Origin of the sequence: Sphingomonas mollis (genome assembly GCF_016427505.1) — a bacterium.
Taxonomy (GTDB): domain Bacteria; phylum Pseudomonadota; class Alphaproteobacteria; order Sphingomonadales; family Sphingomonadaceae; genus Sphingomonas; species Sphingomonas mollis.
In genome coordinates this window covers 1-22,695 of the sequence record NZ_JAELXS010000007.1, presented here as the reverse complement: position 1 = coordinate 22,695, position 22,695 = coordinate 1, and the positions used below count along the sequence as shown (strand labels likewise).

The 22,695-nt window shown below is 65.9% G+C and carries 13 protein-coding genes, 1 tRNA gene and 1 pseudogene; 5 read left to right on the top strand and 10 right to left on the bottom strand.

Features of this window, described 5'->3' with window-relative positions; all coding sequences use genetic code 11:
- Positions 1-85: 85 nt before the first annotated feature.
- Positions 86-886 (bottom strand): undecaprenyl-diphosphate phosphatase, encoded by an 801-nt coding sequence (locus tag JAO74_RS12825; RefSeq protein ID WP_199038630.1) that lies wholly within the window; start codon positions 884-886, stop codon positions 86-88.
- Positions 887-914: 28 nt separating this feature from the next.
- Positions 915-1,850, bottom strand: coding sequence for a complex I NDUFA9 subunit family protein (locus JAO74_RS12820; protein WP_199039146.1), 936 nt, complete (start codon positions 1,848-1,850; stop codon positions 915-917).
- A 98-nt stretch (positions 1,851-1,948) separates the two neighbouring features.
- Between JAO74_RS12820 and JAO74_RS12815 the strand changes: the two genes are divergently transcribed.
- Together JAO74_RS12815 and JAO74_RS12810 are read left to right on the top strand one after the other, a co-directional pair.
- A tRNA-Leu gene (locus JAO74_RS12815) sits at positions 1,949-2,035 on the top strand.
- A 375-nt stretch (positions 2,036-2,410) separates the two neighbouring features.
- Positions 2,411-5,251 (top strand): sugar-binding domain-containing protein, encoded by a 2,841-nt coding sequence (locus tag JAO74_RS12810; RefSeq protein WP_332908808.1) that lies wholly within the window; start codon positions 2,411-2,413, stop codon positions 5,249-5,251.
- A gap of 149 nt (positions 5,252-5,400) precedes the next feature.
- On the opposite strand, the gene JAO74_RS12805 is transcribed toward JAO74_RS12810, so the two are convergent.
- Genes JAO74_RS12805 through dgoD form a run of 3 tightly spaced genes read right to left on the bottom strand, consistent with a single transcriptional unit; the run spans position 5,401 to position 8,703 of the window.
- Positions 5,401-6,816: a sugar porter family MFS transporter gene (locus JAO74_RS12805; protein ID WP_199038623.1), complete on the bottom strand. Its 1,416-nt coding sequence runs from the start codon at positions 6,814-6,816 to the stop codon at positions 5,401-5,403.
- 1 nt (position 6,817) lies between these two features.
- Complete coding sequence (locus tag JAO74_RS12800; protein WP_199038620.1) at positions 6,818-7,549, bottom strand: SDR family NAD(P)-dependent oxidoreductase; 732 nt, start codon at positions 7,547-7,549, stop codon at positions 6,818-6,820.
- Positions 7,543-8,703, bottom strand: a complete 1,161-nt coding sequence (gene dgoD / locus JAO74_RS12795) for a galactonate dehydratase (protein ID WP_233150982.1) — start codon at positions 8,701-8,703, stop codon at positions 7,543-7,545. The genes JAO74_RS12800 and dgoD overlap by 7 nt, the downstream gene beginning before the upstream one ends.
- A 208-nt stretch (positions 8,704-8,911) precedes the next feature.
- Between dgoD and JAO74_RS12790 the strand changes: the two genes are divergently transcribed.
- Positions 8,912-9,688 carry a FadR/GntR family transcriptional regulator gene (locus tag JAO74_RS12790; protein ID WP_332908807.1) on the top strand — a complete coding sequence of 259 codons (777 nt, stop codon included), beginning with the start codon at positions 8,912-8,914 and terminating at the stop codon, positions 9,686-9,688.
- A 106-nt stretch (positions 9,689-9,794) separates the two neighbouring features.
- On the opposite strand, the gene JAO74_RS12785 is transcribed toward JAO74_RS12790, so the two are convergent.
- From JAO74_RS12785 to JAO74_RS12770, 4 genes are read right to left on the bottom strand one after another with little or no spacing between them, the layout of a single operon-like run.
- On the bottom strand, positions 9,795-12,557 hold the full coding sequence (locus JAO74_RS12785) for a TonB-dependent receptor (protein ID WP_199038617.1): 2,763 nt from the start codon (positions 12,555-12,557) through the stop codon (positions 9,795-9,797).
- Positions 12,558-12,598: 41 nt separating this feature from the next.
- Positions 12,599-15,307: a carbohydrate-binding protein gene (locus tag JAO74_RS12780; protein ID WP_233150981.1), complete on the bottom strand. Its 2,709-nt coding sequence runs from the start codon at positions 15,305-15,307 to the stop codon at positions 12,599-12,601.
- A 38-nt stretch (positions 15,308-15,345) separates the two neighbouring features.
- A complete protein-coding gene (locus tag JAO74_RS12775) occupies positions 15,346-16,737 on the bottom strand; it encodes an MFS transporter (protein ID WP_199038611.1) in 1,392 nt (463 codons plus the stop codon).
- A gap of 49 nt (positions 16,738-16,786) precedes the next feature.
- Positions 16,787-18,841, bottom strand: coding sequence for a glycoside hydrolase family 31 protein (locus JAO74_RS12770; RefSeq protein ID WP_199038608.1), 2,055 nt, complete (start codon positions 18,839-18,841; stop codon positions 16,787-16,789).
- 121 nt (positions 18,842-18,962) lie between these two features.
- On the opposite strand from JAO74_RS12770, the gene JAO74_RS12765 reads away from it, so the two are divergent.
- Both JAO74_RS12765 and JAO74_RS12760 read left to right on the top strand, forming a co-directional pair.
- Complete coding sequence (locus JAO74_RS12765) at positions 18,963-19,994, top strand: LacI family DNA-binding transcriptional regulator (protein WP_199038605.1); 1,032 nt, start codon at positions 18,963-18,965, stop codon at positions 19,992-19,994.
- 132 nt (positions 19,995-20,126) lie between these two features.
- Positions 20,127-22,205, top strand: coding sequence for a beta-galactosidase (locus JAO74_RS12760; protein WP_199038604.1), 2,079 nt, complete (start codon positions 20,127-20,129; stop codon positions 22,203-22,205).
- 14 nt (positions 22,206-22,219) lie between these two features.
- Here the strand turns inward: JAO74_RS12760 and JAO74_RS12755 are convergent.
- Positions 22,220-22,695: pseudogene (locus JAO74_RS12755) on the bottom strand (GH39 family glycosyl hydrolase); the annotation flags it as partial.

Sequence of the window (22,695 nt, the reverse complement as noted above, 5' to 3'; positions counted from 1 at the left end):
AGCCTTGCTTACCTATAAAAGCGTCGGTCATGATTTATTTCGCACAAGTGCGAATGGATCGCAAGAATAAAAGGCCGATGCGGCTCTAATGATTGTAGAGAAAGAACAGCGCAGCAGTGCCCGCGACGATTCGATACCAGGCGAAGGGTGCGAAACCGTGCCGGGTCACCACCGCCATGAATCCCTTCACCACGGCCAGCGCGACGATGAACGACACCACGAACCCGATGGCGATCAGGCCGAGACCCCCACTGGTGATCGCATCACGGTGCTTCACCATCTGCAACACCGTCGCGCCGGTCAGCGTCGGCAGCGCGAGGAAAAAGCTGAACTCCGCCGCCGTGCGCCGATCGATGCCCAGCGTCATCGCGCCCATGATCGTGGCGCCGGAACGGCTGACGCCCGGAATCATCGCCAGACACTGGACGATGCCGATCTTGGCCGACTGGATGGCGGACACGCCGGCGATGCCGCCCACCGGCTGCGTCTTCGCCAGCCGCTCGACGATCAGGATCGCGACGCCGCCGACGATCAGCGCCCACGCCACGACGATCGCGTTTTCCAGCAACGCCTCGATCTGGTCGTTGAACGCCAGCCCCAGCACGACGGCGGGGACGAACGCGATCAACAGGTTGCGCACGAACGCGATCGAATTCGGCTCGCGCTTCAGCAGGCCGGTCAGCACCGCCATGAACGTCCGCCAGTACAGCACGACGATCGCCAAGATCGCCCCCGGCTGGATCGCGATATTGAACACCGCCCAGCGCGACGCGTCATATCCCATCAGGTCGGTGGCGAGCACCAGATGGCCGGTGGAGGAAACGGGCAGGAATTCGGTGACCCCCTCGACGATGCCGAGGAGGATGGCGACCAGATAATCGTTCAAGGGCGTCGCTCCGGACGGGAAGAAGGGATCAGGCGGCCTGTTCCAGCGAGCGTCGGCCGAACCGGCCCTGCCGGCGGAAGCGGACCAGCCAGTCGGAGGCGACCGCCGCCAGCGGCGTGGCGGCGACGCCGAGCGCGTCCAGCCCGTCGGTCTCGGTGCCGACGATATTATCCTGCTGCAACATCAGCCACTGGTCGCGCGTGATCGGCCCGCCGGGCACCGACGCCAGCAACGATCCGATCGCGTCCGGCAATTCCAGTATCGTCGGCGAGCGGCCGATCGCATCGGCGATGAAGCGGATCAGCTCACCCATCGACAGGATATCGGGACCGCCGAGGGCGAACGTCCGGCCGCCGAAGCGATCGGGATCGCTTGCCGCCGCCGTGATCGCCGCGCCGACATCGCCCGCGAAGACCGGCTGGAACCGCACTGGCGCGCGCAGGACGGGCACGATGGGGCTGGCGGCGATCATGCCGGCGAACCGGTTGACGAACTGATCCTCGCGACCGAACACGATCGACGGGCGTAGGATCGTCGCCTGGGCGAAGGCGGCGCGCACCGCGGCTTCCCCCTCGCCCTTGCTGCGGCCATAGGCGGATTTGCTGCCGGCATCGGCGCCGATCGCGGACACGTGCACCAGTGCTGCCGCACCGGCCTGCGCCGCGGCCTCCGCCACCGTACGGGCGCCATCCACATGGATGCGGTCGACCGCCCCGGCCAGCACGCCGACCAGATTCACGACCACGTCCGCACCGGCCACCGCCCGCGCGATCGTATCCGGCCGCGTCACGTCGGCGGCGACGAACTGGGTCTGGCCCAGATTGCCCTGCGTCTTCAGGAACCACGCATGGCGCGGATCCCGCTGTGCGATGCGTACCCGCGCCCCGGCGGCGAGCAGGGATCGCACGGCATAACGCCCGACGAAACCGCCCCCGCCGATCAGCGTCACCAGCTTGTTGTTCATGTGTTCGTATCCCGCTGCGGCCATGAAATGCCTTTGGCCGTGACGAGCGCTGTTGACAAGGCTCCGTCACGTCCCCTAGAGGCGCCGGCCTACCCCGTGCCCAGATGGCGGAATTGGTAGACGCACCAGCTTCAGGTGCTGGCGATCGCAAGGTCGTGGAGGTTCGAGTCCTCTTCTGGGCACCATTTTTCCCGGGGTCAGAATACCCTTGGGAACCAGCGAAAAAGCGATGCTTCGGAGCGCGTCTTACTCGCCATTGCGGGTTGACGGCCGTCGTTCTTCTGCCGCCCTCTATCCTGCCACGCTTCACACGCATCTGCGATCGAGCTTCGCTGTGAGCGACAGGCGAGCACGGGATTTGCTCGGTATCAAGCATGCCGTCCTGGTGGTTAGATAATATCTTTACCTTTCGTTCGGATCATATTCTTCCTCAACCCGTAACTTGCATATCGACGTTATCCCGATAATATCATACTTAATTGGTAAGTAAGAGACGGTGGGGAGAAAACGACATGACGGGCAGCGGGCTTCGGCATGGGCAGATCGACCGCCGTCGATTGGTGCAGACCCTGGGTGTCACTCCGTTTCTCGGCTTGTTCGGTCCGGCAGTTCTGGCCGGCGAGCGCGAGGCGTCGGGCGATCTGGCGGCGATATGGCGGCGGGCGCTGGACCCGGATGACGAGGGGCTGTCGCGACGCTGGTATGCCACGACGCTGCCGGACACGCTGCCGATGCCGGGCAGTCTGGAACAGGGCCGTGTCGGCAATCCCGTCGCGTTGACCACGCCGTGGACCGGCGACGTCAACGACCGGTCCTATTTCACCGAACCGAACTACGCACGCTATCGTAAGCCGGGGCAGTTGAAGGTGCCGTTCTTCCTGCAACCGGACACCTGGTATCGCGGTGCCGCCTGGTATCAGCGCGACATCGATATTCCCGCCGCGTGGCAGGGCAAGCGCGTCGAACTTTTTCTGGAGCGACCGCACTGGGAGACGCGCGTATGGGTCGACGGGCGCGCGATCGGGCGGAGCGACGCGCTGCACGTGCCGCATCTTTATGATCTCGGTCGGTTGTCGCCGGGCGTCCACCGGCTGACGATCCGCGTCGACAACCGCATGATCGTCGAGATCGGCCATAATGGCCACGGCGTGACCGACCATACCCAGGGCAACTGGAACGGCATCGCCGGCCGCATCGAACTGCGCGCGAGCGAACCCGCATGGATCGACCGGGTGGACCTTTATCCTTCGTTCGCCGACCGGGTGCTGACGGTGCGCGGCACGCTGGCCCGGATCGGCGCGGCCACCGGCGCCGCCACCGCGGACATCCTGTTCGCCGGCCGATCGACCCGCGCGACGGTGGAATGGACGGGGACGGACGGCCGGTTCGAGGCGAAGGTCGGCGCCGACCCCGGCGACACCGCATCGGCGCGCGCGTGGGACGAATTCGATCCGGTGCTGCACGACGTCACGGTGCGGCTGGCGAACGGCGAGGAATGGCAGGGCCGCTTCGGCTGGCGCGAACTCGCCGCCGGCCCCGATGGCTTCACCATGAACGGCCGCCCCGTCATGTTTCGCGGCGCGCTGGAATGCAGCATCTTCCCGCTGACCGGACACCCGCCGACCGACATCGACAACTGGCGCCGGATCATGCGCCGCGCCAAGGATTACGGCCTGAACCATCTGCGCTTCCATAGCTATTGCCCGCCGGGCGCCGCATTCGATGCCGCCGACGAGGCCGGTATCTACATGCAGATCGAAACCGTCTGGGCGAACCAGTCGGTGAAGATCGGCAGCGGGTTGCCGGTCGATCGCTGGGTCCTCGCCGAAACCGATCGCGTGCTGGCGGCGCACGGCAATCACCCGAGCTTCGTCCTGATGACGCATGGCAACGAACCGGGCGGCGGCAAGACGCCGGCGGGAGAGGCGAAGCGCGATGCGTTCCTCGCCGCCTATGTAACGACCTATCGGCAACGCGATCCGCGCCGGTTGTGGACGGCCGGATCGGGCTGGCCGTTGATCGACGAGAGCCAGTACCATGTCACGCCCAAGCCGCGCATCCAGGACTGGGGCCAGGGGCTGGCGTCGCGGATCAATGCGAAGCCGCCGGAGACGCAAACCGATTATCGCGATTTCATCGGCCGTTACCGCGCGCCGGTCATCAGCCACGAAATCGGCCAGTGGTGCGTCTATCCCGACCTGAACGAGCGCCGCAAATATACCGGTTATCTGAAGGCGAAGAATTTCGACATCTTCGCCGACCGGCTGCGCGACAACGGCCTGCACGATCTGGCACCCGAGTTCCTGTACGCATCCGGCCGGCTGCAGGTGCTGTGCTACAAGGAAGAGATCGAAAGCGTCCTGCGGACCCACAAGATGGGCGGGTTCCAGTTGCTGGGGCTGCAGGATTTCCCCGGTCAGGGCACGGCGCTGGTCGGGGTGCTCGATCCCTTCTGGGACGACAAGGGATATGTGACGGGATCGGAGTACCGGCGTTTCTGTGCAGCCACGGTGCCGCTCGCGCGGATGGGGTCGCGCGTGGTCGATTCGGGCAAGGCGTTCGCCTTCACGATCGACGTCGCGCATTTCGGCGCGGCGCCGATCGCGGATGCAGCGATCGTCTGGCGGATCGAGACGACGGACGGCGCGACGCTGGCGGAGGGTTCCTTCACCCACACGATCCCGCTCGGCAACGCGCCGCTCGATCTGTCCGCCGCCCCGGTGCTGACGGTGAAGAGCGCCAGCGCGGCGCGGCTGACCGTCGGCATCCGGCACGCGGGCCGGATGGTTGCGGAGAATGACTGGGACCTGTGGATCTATCCGGCCGTAAAGGCGTCATCGGCCACCAGCCGCATCCGGCGCACCGACCGCATCGACGCGGCATTGCTCGACCATCTCGCCGGCGGTGGCGATGCGTTGATCGGCCTGTCGGGGAAGAGCGTCGCCAACTATGCCAAACGGTCGGTCCAGCTCGGCTTTTCCAGCATCTTCTGGAACACGTTGTGGACGCAGGGTCAGCCGCCGACGACGCTGGGTATCCTGTGCGATCCCGATCATGCGGCGCTGGCCGATTTCCCCACCGACGCGCACAGCAACTGGCATTGGTGGCACCTGATCCACCGCGCCGGCGCCCTGCGGCTCGACCTGTTGCCGCCCGGCGTGAAGCCGATCGTGCGGGTGATCGACGACTGGTTCACCGCCCGTCCGCTCGGGCTGGTGATCGAGGTGGCGGTAGGACGCGGCCGGGCGATCGTCTGCGGCTTCGCCCTCGACGGCACGGGCGCGGACGATCCGGTCAGCCGGCAACTGATCGCGAGCCTGGAACGCTACATGACCGGCGACCGCTTCAGACCAGCGACGCCCGTCTCCCCCGATCAACTCCGCCGGCTGGCCGCGGTATAGGTCAGCGAGCGGAGCCGGGATAGATAAAGACGGGATTGGGGTAGCGGCGTGTCGGGTCCATGTCGGCTCGCTTCATCGGGGCGAGCGAGCGTCGGCGGTCTTGCCCGTACCGATCAGGAAATATGGCAACCGGCGAAAGCCATGCCCCGTCACCAGTCCCGTTCGATCTGCTCCAGCGTCTTGCCCTTCGTTTCCGGCAGCATCCGATGGATGAAGACGAACCCCGCCGCGCAGATCGCGCCGTAGATCCAGAAGGTAACACCCGTCCCCGCACGGGCGTTGAGCAGCGGGAAGGTGTAGGTTAGCAGGAAACACGCCGCCCACAGCGCGGTCGTCGCGATCGCCATGCTTGCGCCGCGTGCCTCGCCCGGAAAAATCTCCGACAGGGCGACCCAGGTCACCGGCGCCAGCGTCATGGCGTAGGTGGCGATCGCCGCTACGACCAACAGCAACAGCGGCCAGCCCTGCACCCCCATGACATACCCCGCCCCGACGGCGGCATAGATGATCGCAAGGCCCGCACATCCGACCAGCAACAGGCGACGCCGTCCCCAGCGCTCCACCGTGCCCAGCGCGACCAGCGTGAAGACGCAGTTCACGACACCGGTGATGACGATGTTGAACAGCGTGTCGGACACCTCGTATCCGGCGCCGGCGAATATCTCCTGCGCGTAATTGAAGATGACGTTGATGCCGCACCATTGCTGTAGCACGGCCAATCCGACACCGATCAGCAGGACGCGGCGGAAACGGGGTTCCTGCAACACCGCCCGCAGGCTGCGACCGGGTGCCGCCTCCAGCGCGCGGCGGATATCGTCGAGCGCCACCTGCGCATGCGCCTCGCCGCCCAGCCGGGCCAGAACCGCACGCGCCCGGTCCCACCGGCCGCGCAACGCCAGCCAGCGCGGGCTTTCGGGGATCAGGAGACAACCGAGCACGAACGCGATAGCCGGCACTGCCGCCGCCGCGAACATCCAGCGCCAGCCCAGCATGCCGTTCCACGACGCGGCGATGTCGGCGGCCGTGGCACCGGGCGCGACCGGCTGCGCGATCAGCCAGTTCACGATCTGCGCCGCCAGCAGGCCGATGACGATGGCGATCTGGTTCAGGACGACCAGCCTGCCCCGGCTGCCCGATGGCGCGATCTCCGCGATGTAGAGCGGCGACAGGCCGGACGCCATGCCGATCGCCACGCCGCTGGCGATGCGCCACGCGACGAACATGCCGAAGCCGCTCGCCAGCGCCGTACCGATCGACGACACCGCGAAGATCACCGCCGCGATCAACAGCGCGGGCCGGCGGCCGTGACGATCGGCGATGACCCCCGACACCATCGCCCCCGCCAGACATCCGATCAGCGCGCAACTGACCGCCCATGCCTGGGCCGACGGCGTATCGAGCGCGAAGGCCGCTTCGTAGAACGGCTTCGCGCCGCCGATCACGACCCAGTCATACCCGAACAGCAAGCCGCCCAGGGCCGATATCGCCGCCGCCAGCCAGACCGCGCCCGTCGCGGTGGGTGCATCACCCCTCGCCTCGGGTCCTCCGAGATCGACGACGTGCATGTTACAGCCTCCCCATGCGGCCGCCATCGGCGACGATGTCCTCGCCGGTGATGAACCGCGCCGCGTCCGAGGCGAGGAAGGCGGCCAGCGCGGCGACGTCCTCGGGCTGGCCGAGATCGGCGGGATCAACCATTTCGGCTCCCGACGCGATGTTCGGGCTGGCGCGCAACAGCGATCCCTCGATGGCGCCGGGCAGGATCGCGTTCACGCGAATGCCCAGCGGCTTGCCCTCGATCGCGGCGGACCGCGTCAGGCTGACCAGCGCGGCCTTGGCCGCCGCATAGGGCGCGACGAGGGCGGAAGTGCGCCGGGCGTGGACCGAGGCGATGTTGACGATGCAGCCGCCCGGCGTCATCCGGCGAAACGCCTCGCCGATGAACATCGCCGCGCCGACCAGATTGACGTCCAGCAGCCGGCGCCAATCCGCCGCCGCCAGTTCCGCCAGCGGCTTGTAGATCATGATGCCCGCGACGTTCACGACGACGTCGAGCGAACCGAACCCTTCCTGCGCGGTGGTCGCCGCCGCGGCCACCATAGCCGGATCGGCGATGTCGGCGGTGCGGATCAGCACCTGCGTCGCGCCGTCGGCCAGCAGCGCCTCGGCCGCCCCGCCCCCATCCTCGCGCGCATCGACCAGCAGCAGCGATGCGCCTTCCCGCGCAAAGGCGCGCGCCACCGCCATGCCGATATCGCCCAGCCCGCCGGTCACGATCACGCTGCGCCCGGTCACCATTCGCGAAGCTCCCCGTCCCGTCCCCGCCAGACGGGATTGCGCCAGCGGTGGGGATCGACCGCCATCGCCCGCACCGCCTTCTCGTCGATATCGACGCCCAGCCCGACCCCCTCGGGCACGGCGACACTGCCGCCGTCGATACGGAACAGGTCGGGATTGCGCATCAACGTCGCCAGTTCCTGTGCCGCGCCGTTGTAATGGATGCCGAGCGATATTTCCTGGATGACGAAGTTGGGTGTCGCCGCCGCGAGGTGCAGGCATGCCGCCAGCGCGATCGGCCCGATCGGACAGTGCGGCGCGAACGCCACGTCATAGGTTTCGGCCATCGCGGCGATACGGCGGCATTCCGAAATACCACCGGCATGGGCCAGATCGGGCTGCGCGATATCCAGCGCTCCGCTCTCGAAGAAGGGCCGGAAATCCCAGCGGCTGTACAACCGCTCGCCCAGCGCCAGCGGCACGCTGGAAAAGCCGGCCAGACCGGCGAAGATGTCGGGATTGTCGCCCAGCACGATCTCTTCGGCGAACAGCGGACGCAGCGGCTCGATGGCGCGCAGCACGGTGCGCGCCATCGGCTTGTGGACGCGGCCGTGGAAGTCGATACCGACGTCGATGCCCGTGGCCCGCACCTCCGCCAGCCGCGTGGCGACGGCGTCGATCTTCGCCGGACTGTCGAGCCAGCCGACATCCTCGGTGCCGTTCATCTTCACCGCGGTGAAGCCCTGATCGATGCGGGCGCGGGCGGCGGCGGCCACGTCGGCGGGGCGATCGCCACCGATCCACGCATACACCGGGATGCGGTCGCGCACCCGTCCGCCCAGCAACTGATAAACCGGCACACCCAGCTTGCGCGCCTTGATATCCCACAATGCCTGATCGATCCCGGCGATGGCCGACAGCAGGACAGGGCCACCGCGATAGAAGCCCAGCCGGTGCAGCATCTGCCACGCATCTTCGATGCGGTCTGGGTTATGCCCGATCAGGCGGTCACGCACCGCCTCCAGCGCGCCGACGACGGCCTCGGCATGCCCCTCCAGCGTCGCCTCGCCCCAGCCGACCGCACCCTGTTCCGTCTCGACCCGGACGAACAGCCAGCGGGGATGGACCAGAAACGTCTCGATCCGGCCTATCCGGTCCACGCCGTCGGCGGTCATCGATATATCCCCATCTGGAACGTCATCGTTGCGTGCGATCCTAACCGTCGCCTGACAAGCGTCAAGAAATTATCATATTTTACTTTGCCCGAGAAGAAGGTACGACGCGCTATGGTCGCCTTCGATCTGCATGCCTGTGGATCGCTCACCGGATGGGCGATCGGGGCGGCCGCTTCGCCGGCTGAGCTTCGCCTTACCCGGTGACCTCGTGAGCGCGATCCGGTATGCGATCGGGATGGACATCAGCAGCAAGCCATCGGCGGCACGGGAGGACGGGAGCGGGAACATCACCCGGCGCATTGCCAACGATCTGGGGCGGGCGATCGTCACCGAGCAATTCACCGCCGCGACCGGATTTCCGTTCGAGGCGCAGCTTTGCGAGCAATATGGCGCCAGCCGGCCGGTCGTACGCGAGGCGGTGAAGATGCTGACCGCCAAGGGCCTGCTCCGTGCCCGGCAACGCGCCGGCACGGTGGTGCAGCCGGAGGACAGCTGGAACCTCCTCGATCCCGACGTGCTCAAATGGCTGTTGGAGCGGGAATTCTCGATCGACCTGCTCATCGCGTTCACCGAAATGCGGATGGCGATCGAACCCCGCGCGGCCGGACTCGCCGCCGACGGCGCCACCGGGACGCAGCGGGCGGCAATCGGCCACGCCACCGACCGGATGTTCAGCGCCGAACAGGGCAACGACGATCCGCTCGAGGCGGATATCGCCTTTCACCGCGCCGTGATCGAGGCGAGCAACAACCGCTTCATGCGACAGTTCACCGATCTGTCGGAAGCGACGCTGCGATTCAGCATCCGGCGGACGAACGAATATGCCGGCGTCAGCCGCGCCAGCGCGATCGATCACAAGCGGGTGGCGACGGCCATCATGAAGGGCGACGCGCTGGCCGCGTCAGCCCTGATGAGCAAGCTGATCGAGGGGGCTCTCAACCTGCTGTTGAAAGCGGGGAACCATGTCGTGAAGCAGAGCTTCTAGTTCAGGATCTCCGATAGCAATATATTACTTATATCCCATGCAACGCGACCGCCCGACATGTCGGTCGCCGTACCAGCATGTCGGCGGCCCGCGATATCGCCGCCGATCAGAACCGGAACCGGACGCCGGCCGACAACAGGCTCGCTTCCCAGCGAACGTCGCGGGGATAGCGTGAATCCTTGACGTAGCTGTGGTACGGCGTGCGTAACAGATTGGTGGCGTCGACCGTAAAGGTCAGTTTGTCACTGATGTTATAGCTCGCCGACAGATCGAGGCGACCGACCGAATCCGAATAGACGGTCGTGAACACGCCGGGCGCGCCGAAGCCGTCGACGTTGGCACTTCGGTAGTTGTACGCCAACCGGATGCTCGTCGGTCCGAGTTCGTAGAGCCCGATGACGTTGAAGCTGTATTTCGACACGCCGGGCAGGGTGTTGCGGCCCCCGACGAAGTTCGCCGCCGACTGCAACGTCTGCTCGCCGTCGATATAGGTGAAATTAGCCTGCGCACCGAGACCGCGCAGCGCGCCGGGCAGAAAGTCGAAGAAGGTCGTCGCCGCTGCCTCGATCCCCTTGATCTTGCCGGAACCGGCATTGGTAGGGCGATAGACGAGGATGTTGCCGAACGGCGCGACATTCACGATCTGCGGCAGCGAGTTGATGAAACCGTCGATCTCGCGATAGAAGCCCGCGACCGATACCGATCCGGTGCGCGAAAAATAATATTCCAGCGACGCATCGTAATTGTCGGAGCGGACCGGCTGCAGATCCGGGTTGCCGCCGTTGCCGGTGTACGAGATGTTGCCGCCGATCGTCCCCTGCTGCACCGTCAGCGTCGGATTGATCTGGTTGAAGCCGGGCCGGGTCAACGCCTCCGTGCGCGACAGACGCAGTTTCAGGCGATCGGTGAAGTGCAACTGTGCACTGATATTGGGCAGCACGTCGGTATATTGCTGGGAAGAGGCGATCGGGACGAGCAACGTCGCGCCCCCGGCACCCGGCAGCGAGTTGGTGCCGTCCAGCCGGTTGCGGGTGATGACCATGCGCGTACCGATCACGCCATCGATCGGGATACCCAGATCGAACGCATAGTCGACCTGCGCATAGCCGCTGAACACCTGCTCGCGCGCGGAGAAGGCGTTCAGGGGGTTGAGGGCGGGTCGTTCCGGCGCCCATTGCCCGCGCGTGCCCGCATCGGCGCTCGCGCGCACCAGAGCGTCGCGGACATAGCCGCGCACATCGTTGATACGGTCGTTCAGGATGTCGGCGTCCGGTGCGAACCAGGATCGGAATTTCTGCACGTCGTCGCCGTGGAAACCGGCTTCGATGATCTTGCCGTCGGACACGCCGGGCACCCGCGAGATGGGATCGCGCAGACCGGCAAGGCCGGCATAACGATCGCCATAGGTCGAACTGGCGTTGCGATTGGCGTAGCGCCATCCGAACTTGAACTTCGGTAACAGGGGGGAGCCGGTGTCGAGGTCCATGTTACCCTGCCACTGCCACTGGTCGCCGGTGGCGCGACTCCGGTTCTCATAGAGGCCGCGCACGTTGAAGCTGGCCGGGTCGGTGAAATCGGCGCCGGTGGGTACGAAATCGACGCTGCGTTCCGCGTTCAGCCGGACCGCCAGCGACAGCGGGCTGACCATCTGGGTCTGGAATTCGTAATAGGTGTTGTCGACCGTCGACTTGGTGAAGGCCAGATCGGTGGTGAACACCGCATTGCTCACCTCCCACCGGGCACCGAGCGCACCTTGCAGCGTATCGGTGCGGCCACGCCCGGCCTGCTTGGTCGGGCCGTTGACGATGCCCAGATCGATGTCGAACGAGTCGAGCGTCGTTCCGTCCTGCGTCAGCACGGCGTTGCGGATCGTCGGTGGACTACCCCCGGTGGTGCTCGACTGGATCGAGATGCCGAAGAAGTCGTTGGCGACCTTGTTGCGATAGCCCTGATACAGACCGTCGGCGTAGATCATCAGATTGTCGGACGGCTGCCATTGCAGCGATCCGTTGATCGACGGCCGCTGACGATTCCCGCGCTGATAGAAGAGCCCGATATCCTGCGGAAAGGTGAAGTTGCGCCCGACCGATGCCGGCAGCACCTGCTGCGCGGTCGGCACATTGTCCTGAAAACCCTGATAGCGGATCGAATTCAGATAGCGGGTCTGGGTGAAGGATGCGTTGAGCAGCGCGCCGATCTCACCGATGCCGGTCTGCCAGCGATTGCTGACGAGCAGGCTGCCGATCGGGTCGAGCTTGCGCGACTCGGTGTTGTAGACGCCCCGCGCCGCGCCGGCGAGTTCGAAGCCCTTGAAATCGAATGGCCGGCGCAGTCCGACATCGATCAGGCCGGCGATGCCGCCCTCCAGATTCTGCGCGGTCACCGCCTTGTACACGTCGACGCGCGAGAGGGCCTGTGCCGGGAAATCCTGGATCGCGACCGAGCGGCCATCGGCGGTGAATATCTCGCGCCCCTGCACCGTGGTCTGCACATTGGGGAGGCCGCGGATCAGCACGCCGTTCGCTTCGTCGGCGTAACGTGTCACCTGCACACCGGTGACCCGCGCGATCGCCTCCGACGCGTTGTTGTCCGGGAACTTGCCGATATCCTCGGCGACCAGCGCATCGACGATCGCGTCCGAATTACGCTTGATGTTCTGCGCGCTGCTCAGGCTCTGGCGGATGCCGGTGACGATGATGTCGTCCGTCGAACCATCGGCCGGCGGCGCGGTGTCGGTGGTCGGGTCGGCGCTGGTGGTGGCGCTGGTGGTACCCGGCACCTGTTGCTGCGCGATTGCCGGTGCGGCGGAAGCCAGCACCAGCACTGTTGCCGTCGACGTCAACAGGCGTGCGATCATGATGTTCTTCATGTTACCCCTCCTCGATTATCGGCTTGGTTGATGTCGTCGTGTCAGTGGGTGGCCGGCGCCTTCGACCCCGGCATCGGTGCCACGGCGATGTGATCGATGTTCGGGGCGAAGCGAGAGCGCAGCAGCACGCCCGGCCATTGCTGCGAGGCCAAGGTACGCCCGTCCCGGTTGGGCTGTTCCTCGCCGGCGATGCGGATGGTGTTCGTGCCGGCACGCAGGGTCACGGGCACCGTCATCTCCCACCAGTTGTTGCGGTGAAAGCTGTTGGGAAAGGTCGCCAGCACCGGCGTGGCACCGTTGACCGAGATGCGCGCGATGCGCGCGAGCGGGTCGGGATTATAGTGCGTCGCCTTCGACTGCTCGTCGTTCGAATAGCGGATGGTGAGCGCATAATCGCCCGCCCGGTCCACCGTCACCGCCGGGAACGTCAGCGTGTTGCCATTGCCCGGTGCGCCGCCGATGTCGAACACGGCCCGCCCGCCGCTCGCCAGCGTGGCGGGCATGATGCGCGCGACACCGGCGATCGTCGCGGCTTCCGCTTCGTAGATGCGGGCGGGCGAGGCCGGCGCGCTACCGACGCGCAGGCGATGCAACCGTGTCGTGCCGGTCAGTCCGGTGAGCGTCACCTTGTTGACGCCGCCGAACAGGAAGGCATCGCGCGTCGCGCGGGCCAATATACGCCCGTTGACGGCGAGGCCGGCCATGCCGTCACCGTCCGACTCCACCGTCAACCGCGCCGGACCGTCCTGCGCAGCATATACCCAGAAGGTCGCGGCATCGCCCTTGTCGAGCCGCACCGCATCGGCGGCATCGGCGCCGGCATTCGTCCGCGTCAGCCAGGCGTCCCGCGCTTCGTAACGGGTGTCGGGCGCCGTATCGGCGAGCGACAGCGTGATGCGATCGACCAGCGCATTGCCCTGCGTGCGACGCTTGCCGTCGAGGCTGCGCGTCGCCAGCGTCAGGACGTGGCGCCCCTCCGTCAACGTCACCGCCGTATCGGCGTGATCGAGCACGGATGGCTTGTAGCCGAGCGGCAGGAATAGCTCCGTCTCGCCGATCGCCTTGCCGTCGATGCGCAGGAATATGTTGGTCGGCCCCTGCGCGACGGCCTTCGGGTCTTGATTGAAGGTGCTGGCGAGGACGCGCAGGTCGTAGCGGCCATCGCGCGGCACATCGACCGCGAAGTCGAGCCCGGCATTCGCACCGGTGGTGAATCCCTCCACCGAATAGCCGCCCGAGGTGTGGAAGCGGCCCACATCCTTCGGCGATCCCTCCGGCCCGCGCACCGTCAATCCGGTGCCCGTCCGGCGTGCCGCTTCGGCCTCGTAATCCTGTCGCCACGGTATCGCGGGTGCGATGGATCGCGCACCCCTGGCATCGGGTGTCAGGACGACTTCATAGGCGGATTCCTCCCGCAATCCTGGCAGGTCGCCAGTGCCGAACGCCAGATCCACGCGCCCGTCACGTATCGGCACCGCGCGTTCCGCGACGACCAGCGGCGGCGGCGCATCGCCAAGCTGGCCGGTCCAGCCGATCTCGCGCACCCGTACCCGCGCGGTGGTGCCGAAGGACGCCGGCATCCTGGTCAGGGCGATCGTCGCACCGCCGCTCCTGCCACCGAACAGCAGCCGGGCCTGCCCCCGCGTCGGATCGAAGGACGCCAGACCCTGCAGCGTGTAGCTTTCGTCCGGGTGCGGCGGCGTGACGGTCAGGCCGTGCCCGCTCATCGTGCGGTACGCATTGAGCAGCCACCACTGGCCGTTGCCGCGATTGGCCTGAACCGCGGAGTCGCTCAGATTGCCGTCGATGTTCCAATAGGCGATGTCCGCGTCGATCTTCGAATCCTCGATCGCGGCGATCCACTGCACCATCTGTCCCGGCACGGACGTGTGGTAGTTATGGGCGTATTCGTTGATGTTGATCGGCAGGTGGCGCCCCTGCAACGGCGTGCCGGCAAACAGCGTGTCCTCCCACGCGCGATATTTCCTGACGCTGGCGCGGACGGTCGCGGGATTGCTCAGTTCGTGCCACGTCACGACATCGGGCACGGTGCCGTTCTTCACCGCATGCGCGATGAAGCCCTTCACCTCGTCGAACAGGATGCTGGTGTTCGGTCCCGCGATGCGCGCGCCGGGCAATATCTGGCGGATCGCGCGATAGGCGCGGTCCCAGGCGTCGAAGAACGCGGTCGGGTTCTTCTGCCAGCCGACACCGTTGCAGCTTTTGACGCCGTCGCCGAACATGTTCCCTTCGGGCTCGTTGAACGGCGCGAAGACGATGCGATCGCGATAACGCACGGGCATCGCGCGGACCTGTTCGGTCTGCATCCGTATCTTGTCGAGATAGGACGCCACCGACTGTTCGCAGGTGCCGGTCTTCCACGCATAGGGAAATTCGCGGTAGATGTCGGTCATGTAGATGTAGGTGTCGCCGCCCGACGCATCGGTCAGCAGCGTCGATACCTCCAGCGCATCGGCACCGGGATGCTGCGGCCCGTCCTGCGCCTTGGTCGATACGGTACGCAGCGCGATCCCCTCGACCAGATTGGCGCTGGGCAGGCGCGCGTCGTACAGGCCGTACAGCGTGCCGGACGCGCCGCCATGAACCGGGCCGGTGTCGCTCGACAGGTCGGCCTCCAGCCGCTCGGCCACCTGCTGGCCTGCCACCGGCGCGGCGACGAGGGCGGACGAGCCGAGCAGGACGGCGACGATGGTCGTGGCACGACGGCGGAGGGCGGACGCGGATGTCATGGGATGTAGCTCGGCCTCGTTGGGGATGTGATGACGGTTCATGCCCTGCGCCCGGCCGTCATGCGGTCGATCGTCGCGCGGTTCAGGATCAGGCGGCTGGCGGTCAACGCGAGCGCGAGGTGCATCAGGCCGGGGATGACCGTCGACAACAGGATGATGCCGGTGAGCGAAAGCGGTGTCTGGTTGCCGGCGCCCGCCTGATACGACACCGCGACGAGCACGCCGCTGATGAGTACCCCGGCCACGGCCCAGGCCAGTTTGACGAAGAACTGGTTGAACGCGAAGCTCATCCCCGACGATCGCGTGCCGAGCCTCCACTCGCCATATTGGTCGGCGAGCTGGATCAGCGTGAAGTGCAGCGGCAGCGTGCAGCCCAGTACGATGCAGCACAGGCCGACCAGCACCAGCCATAGGGTCGGATAGTCGCCCGGCACGAAAAAGGCGGCGAAATGCCCCGCGACCAGCACCAGATTGACCCAAACATAGACGGTCTTCACGTCATAGCGCCGCGTGAACAGCTGGACGACGATCGAGCCGATGAAACCGCCGGTGGTCGCGATACCGAAGAACAGCGCCTGATAGGTCGTGCCGCCGTTCAGGACGTAGGTGATGAAATACAGTGCGGCGCCGCCCTTGGTATTGAAGATGCCGATCAGCAGCAGCGTCATCACGAACGTCAGGCGTAGCTGATCGTTCTTCAGCGTGTTGGAGATTGCCACGCGCAACGGTAGCTCGACCGCATCGGACGGCACCGCCCGCTCGCGCACGAACGCGAAGCAGATCAGGAACATTGCCACCGCGGCCAGACTGAGGATCGCGACGCCGTTGCGATAACCGAGCGCCACGTCGGCGCCGCCTAGTTGCCGCACCATGATCGGCAGGCCGACCGACACCCCGAACGACGCGATCGCGACCATCGCGAACCGCACCGACTGGCACGCCACACCCTCACGCGCGCTGTCGGTCATGCGGGTGATGAGCGCGCAATAGGGCACGTTGTTCAGTGAATAGGACAGCGCCAGCAGGAAGTAGGTCGCGGCGGCATAGGCCACCTTGCCGTCATAGCCGAGGTCAGGCGATTGGAAGGTCAGGAAGCAACTGAGCCCGACCGGGATCGCGGTCCACAACAGATACGGCCGGAACCGGCCCCAGCGGGTGTGGGTGCGGTCGGCCATCATCCCGATCAACGGATCGGAAATCGCGTCGAAGATGCGTAGCGACAGGAAGATGACACCGACGATGCCCGGCGCCAGTCCGAACACGTCGGTGTAATAAAAGGTCAGGAAATTGGCGATCAGCCCGGTGATGATCGTGCCGCCCGCGTCACCGAAGCCGTAGCAGACCTTCTCGAAGAACGGCACGCGGTCCGCGGGCGCGACGGGGCCTAGCTCCACCGTACCGGCGTCCCCCTGTTGCGCGATCGTCACCATCAGCGTCTCCTCTCCTGCCCGTCGATACCGCTATGCGCGTGCTGTCGGATCAGCTCGTCCCGGCGTCTTGCGCGAAGGCCGATGCCACGGCGGCACCGGCGCGGACGAAGACCGGGATGCGTGCGAGCGGTGCGGCGCAACGGACCACCCGCCCGCCGGCGACCGCATCACCGCTCCATGCATTTACCCAGTCGCCGTCAGGCAGATACACGTCGCGCTCCGTCACCCCCGCCGCCACGATCGGCGCGACCAGCAGGTCGGGGCCGAACATGTACTGGTCGTCGAGCGCCCAGCAGCGCGCGTCGTCAGGGAAGTCGAAGAACATCGGCCGCATCAGCGGATCGCCATGCTCGTGCGCCTTCACCATCAGCGACGCGACATAGGGCCGCAGCCGTTCGCGCAGCGCAGCGTAGCGACGCAGGATATCGAACACTGGCTCGCCGAAACTCCACAGTTCGTTGCCCGCGCCGGTATCGCATTGCGCGACGCCGTCACGAAACGGCTCGGCTGGCGGGGTGATCGGGTCGCGGTGGCCGTGCATGCGCAGCACGGGGGTGAAGACCGCCCATTGGAACCAGCGCACCATCAATTCTCGGAACGTGGGATCGTCGACATGGCCGCCGTGGAAGCCGCCGATATCGGTGGTCCACCACGGAATGCCCGCCATGCCCATATTCAGGCCGGCGCTCAGCTGGTTGCGCATCGCCGCGAACGAACTGTGGATGTCGCCCGACCAGACCAGCGCACCCTGACGCTGGCTTCCCGCCCAGGCGCAACGCACCAGACTGACGATCTCGGTTTCGCCCTCGGCACGCAGACCGTCGTGAACGGCTTGCGCTAAGTGGAAGGGATAGGCGTTGCCGACCTCCAGCACGCCGCCGGCATGATAGCGATAATTGTCGAAATCATAGGCGGAATATTCCGGCTCCGCCTCGTCCAGCCAGAACAGCCGGACGCCCAGATCGCGATAGTTGCGCTTCAACCGCTCCCACAGGAATGCCCGCGCGCCGGGATGGGTCGGATCGATGAAGCGCGTGTTGCCGAGGAAATCCTGTTGGATGTCGATTCCCCGGCGCGTTCGCACCAGATAGCCTTTTTCGGCCATTGCCGGATAATTCTCGGACCGCGGATCGACCGTCGGCCACACCGACACCAGCAATTCGGTGCCCATCGCCTTCAGCTCGGCGGTCATCGCCGCCGGATCGGGCCATTCGCGCGGATCGAAGCGCCAGTCGCCCTGCACCGGCCAGTGGAAAAAATCGGCGACGATCACCGCCAGCGGAATGCCGCGCCGGCGATACTCGCGCGCCACCGCCAGCAGTTCGTCCTGCGTGCGATAACGCAACTTGCTCTGCCACAGGCCCAGCGCGAAGTCGGGCATCTTCGGCACGGTGCCGGTGACCGCGGCATAATTGCGGACGATCGCGGCCGGCGTGTCGGCGGCGGTGACCCAGTAATCGATCTCCCGGGCGGCGTGCGCGATCCAGCACGCGCCGTTGGCGGCGAAGCACACATCGCCGACCGCGGGGTTGTTCCAGAGGAAACCATAGCCGTCGCTCGATACGACGAACGGCACGCTCGCCTGCGAATTGCGCTGCGCCAGTTCAAGGATGCAGCCGGCCAGATCGAGATTGGGCTGTTGATACTGGCCCATGCCGAACAGCTTCTCGCCCGGCTTCGCCTCGAACCGTACGGTGATCTGCGATACGTCGCCGTGCAGCGGCCTGAACTCGCGTCCCGCGATGCCGAGCGCGCTGATCGTGCCCGTCGCATCCGTGCCGACCGTCCAGAATTTCGCCACCGTATCGCGCTGGCGCCACTTCTCCTCCAGCAGCACGCGGCGGTTCCGATCGAGAAAGCGCACCCGCCCCTGCAGGTCGACTTCAGCGGCGATATTGCCGTGTTCGATCCGGGCGACGTTGCCGTCGCGCCGGACGACCGGATCGGGTGTCGCCACGTCGAGCAACGCCCCCGGCGACGCCGCCCGCGCCGGACGATCGGAGGCCCGCAGACGCAGGCCATGCGGTCCGTGCGCCTCGATCCTCAGCCAGTCGCCATTGTACGACCAGCCGATCGAATGCGATTCCAGGGCAAGCGTATCCAATGCGATCCTCTCCTTCGGATACGGTTCGCGCCGTTCCGTAAACGTTTCCGGTGTTGTCGCGTGGAGTAGGGCCGCTGTCAATCCACTTGCGCCGACGGAGCCGCGCCGCGATCACGGCGGCATGGATATCCGCGACCTTGCCCGCCAGCTCGGCCTGTCGATCGGCACGGTCTCGCGCGCGCTGAACGACCGCAAGGACGTGAGCGCGGCCACCCGCCAGCGCGTGCTCGAAGCCGCGACGCGGCTCGGCTACACGCCCAACCAGTCGGGCCGAACGCTGCGCAGCGGACGGACTGGCACCATCGGTTTCATGCTGACGCTGGAACATGACAGTGCCGTTCATGGCGATCCGTTCTTCATGGCGCTGCTGGAAGGGGTGCAGACCGGACTGGCCGAACACGGTCTCGATCTGGTCGTGCTGCTCGCACGCACGGGAGAGGATGGCCTCACCTTCCTGCGTCGCCATGTCGCGCGCGGCACCGTCGATGCCTGGCTGCTGTCCGCGACCCGGTATGAGGATAGCCGCATCGACTTCCTGCTCGACCGGAGGATTCCGTTCGTCGCCCTCGGTCGTTCCGCGACCGCGCGGCCCTTCGCCTGGATCGATCTCGATTTCGAAAGCGTGGTCGCCGATGCCGTGGCGCTGTTCGCGGCGGCCGGTCATCGCCGGATCGGACTGGTCGCGCCGCCCGCCACGATCAACAACAGCCATATCATCGTCGACAGCTACCGAACGGCGCTGGACGATGCCGGCATCACGTTCGATCCGGCACTGGTCCACAACGGCGATACCGATGAAAGCGATGGCGAGGCGACGGCGCGGCAATTGATGGCGCTGGACGATCGGCCCAGCGCGCTGTTGCTGATGGGCGAGACGGCACCGGTGGGGGCGTATCGGGCGTTGCGTGGTCTTGGGCTGGAACCCGGACGCGACATCGCCTTGATCGGGTTGCGCGACAGTCCGACATGCCGGGCGCTGTCACCGGACCTGACCTGCTTCACGTTGGCGTTGGAAGACCTGGGGCTGGCGTTGGCGCAGGGGATCGGGGCGGCCGTGGCGTCGCGCGACGGTCATGACGTTCCGCTGCTGCAGCAACGCTGGCCGATGACACTGCGTCTCGGCGACAGTCACCACATCCGGCCACCGGTCTGAAACGATCGTCGCGGCTATAATCAGGCAGCGCACCCCAGGCTGAAAACCGCCCTGCTGATCCGAAGAACTTGTCACTTTCCCGACAGCGTGCAAAGCCGACGGCAAAATAAATAGTACACGGGGGAGGCGACGATGGTCACGAAAGCGCTGCTGTGCGGGATGATGCTTGCCATCGCTATGCCGGCCGATGCCGCCCCGGCGTCGATCGAGCGGCCCGGGACCATCCTGTACGGCGTCGCCTATTACGACGAATACACGCCCGTCGACCGCGTCGACGAAGATGCGCGGATGATGAGGGCGGCGGGGATCAATGTGGTCCGCATCGCCGAATCGACCTGGGGGACGCTGGAGCGGCAGCCGGGCGTGTTCGACTTCACTCATGTCGACCGGATGCTGGCGGCGATGCACCGGCAGGGCATCAAGGTGATCGTCGGCACGCCGACCTATGCCGTGCCGACCTGGCTCGCGCGGCAGCATCCCGACGTGCTCCAGCGGCCGGGGCAATATGGCACCCGCCAGAACATGGACATCACCGACCCGGATTACCGTGCCGCGTGCGAGCGCGTGATCGTGGCCTTGATCGACCATGTGAAGGACCACCCCGCCGTCATCGGTTATCAGATCGATAACGAGACGCGCACCTTCCCGCTCGATACCCCGCGCATCCAGGCCGCGTTCAAGGCCGGGATGCAGCGCAAATGGCCGAGTCTGGACGCGCTGAACGCGGCATGGGGCCTGAATTACTGGTCCAACCGCATCAACGACTGGGACGATTTCCCGACCACCACCCATTCGATCAACGCCAGCGTCACAAGCGCGTTCGCCGAGTTCCAGCGCACGCTGGTCACCGATTTCCTCGTCTGGCAATCGCAGCTGGTCCGCGGCCATTCCCGGCCCGGCCAGTTCATCACCCATAATTTCGATTACGACTTCGACGGCGGTTTTTCGTCCGGCCTGCAAGGCAGGGCAAATCATTGGCGATCGGCCAAGGCGGTCGATATCACCGGCGTCGATATCTACCATCCCAGTCAGGAAAAGCTGACCGGCACCGAGATCGCGTTCTTCGGCGACCTCGCGCGCTCGATCCGTCCGGGCGAAAATTACTTCGTGATCGAGACGGAGGCGCAGGGCTTTCCGCAATGGACCCCGTTTCCGGGACAGTTGCGATTGCAGGCGTTCAGCCACCTCGCCTCCGGCGCGAACATGGTGTCCTATTGGCACTGGGCATCGACCGCCAATGCGATCGAAACCTATTGGCGCGGACTGCTGACGCAGGATTACCAGCCCAACCCCGTCTATGACGAGGCGAAGACGATCGGGGCCGACCTGAAACGGCTGGGATCGAAACTGGTCGACCTGAAGAAGGACAACAAGGTCGCCATCTATGTCAGCAACAATGCGCTGACCGCGTTCGACGCGTTCAGGATCAATGCCGATGGCCGGCAAATCAGCTACAGCAATGTCGTCCGCGGCTTTTACGACGCGCTGTATCGCCAGAATATCGAGGTCGATTTCGTCAGCGTCGATGCGCCGGTGCCGCTGGATAAATACAAGCTCGTCATCGTCCCCGCGCTCTACGCCGCCAGCGATGCCGAGATCGCGACGCTGAACGATTATGCCAAACGCGGCGGCCACCTGCTCTACAGCTTCAAGAGCGGTTTCTCCGACGAGAACGTCAAGGTCCGCTATGCCAGCCAGCCGGGCGCGATCGCCGAGGCGGCGGGCGTGAAGTATCAGTTGTTCACCATTCCCAACGACGTGTCGCTGGCCGACGATCCGTTCAAGGTTGGTGACGCCGAGAACCGCCCGCGCTGGTGGATGGAGATGCTGACCCCGACCACCGCCACCGTGGTCGCCCGCTACAAACACCCGTCATGGCCGGCCACGGCGGCGATGACGCGCAACGGCTGGGGCAAGGGCGAGGTCAGCTATGTCGGCTTCATGCCGACCGACGCGATGGCGGAGAAACTGCTGGCCGACGAAGTCCGCCGCGCCGGTGTCGAGGTGCCGGCCGAACACTGGCCGTTGATCGTCCGTCGGGGTACGGCGCGCGACGGTCGATCCTTGCGCTATGTGCTCAATTATTCGGCCACGGCACGACCGGTGATCGATGCGACCGGCGGCACGGAATTGCTGTCGGGCCGAAAGCTCGCCGCGGGTGAAGCCATCGACCTCGCGCCTTGGGGCGTGGCGATCGTACAGGGCCGGTGATGTGATCTGACGGGCTATTTCACCGCCGGTTCCAGCAGCGCCAGCACCACGTCGTTGCTGCGCATCGGCACGGTGGCGAGGTAGCGACCATCGCGTCCGATCGTGACCGAGCGATCGGTTTCCGGCAAGTCGCGCGTCAGTGATTGCAGTTCGGCCAGTTGCGCAGGCGACAGGGTGGCGGGCGAACCCATCTCCAGATAGCGGGTGTGCGAATCATTGGCATGGTATCCGGTACGCCGTATCGTCAGCCGGTAGCGACCGGGCTTCAGTCCGGCGAAACCGATCGCGCGCGGTATCGCCTGCTGCGCCGGCAGAACGCGCGTGAAGAACGGGCGGTTGCTGATGTCCTGTCGTGGTTGCTGCCAGTTCCATAGCAGGACGCCGGTGCGACCACCTTCGCTGGCGGCGAGGGTCTGATCGTCGCCGGTCGCGATCTCGCGGCCGCGCAGGAGGTGCAGATACTTGTATGCGAACCACGCCGGTTTGCGGA

Coding starts and splice junctions, on each gene's coding strand:
- dgoD (WP_233150982.1), bottom strand. CDS start 8,703: ATGACCGCCGACGGCGTGGACCGGATAGGCCGGATCGAGACGTTTCTG.
- JAO74_RS12760 (WP_199038604.1), top strand. CDS start 20,127: ATGGTCACGAAAGCGCTGCTGTGCGGGATGATGCTTGCCATCGCTATG.
- JAO74_RS12765 (WP_199038605.1), top strand. CDS start 18,963: ATGGATATCCGCGACCTTGCCCGCCAGCTCGGCCTGTCGATCGGCACG.
- JAO74_RS12805 (WP_199038623.1), bottom strand. CDS start 6,816: ATGCACGTCGTCGATCTCGGAGGACCCGAGGCGAGGGGTGATGCACCC.
- JAO74_RS12800 (WP_199038620.1), bottom strand. CDS start 7,549: ATGGTGACCGGGCGCAGCGTGATCGTGACCGGCGGGCTGGGCGATATC.
- JAO74_RS12780 (WP_233150981.1), bottom strand. CDS start 15,307: ATGACATCCGCGTCCGCCCTCCGCCGTCGTGCCACGACCATCGTCGCC.
- JAO74_RS12820 (WP_199039146.1), bottom strand. CDS start 1,850: ATGAACAACAAGCTGGTGACGCTGATCGGCGGGGGCGGTTTCGTCGGG.
- JAO74_RS12785 (WP_199038617.1), bottom strand. CDS start 12,557: ATGAAGAACATCATGATCGCACGCCTGTTGACGTCGACGGCAACAGTG.
- JAO74_RS12775 (WP_199038611.1), bottom strand. CDS start 16,737: ATGGTGACGATCGCGCAACAGGGGGACGCCGGTACGGTGGAGCTAGGC.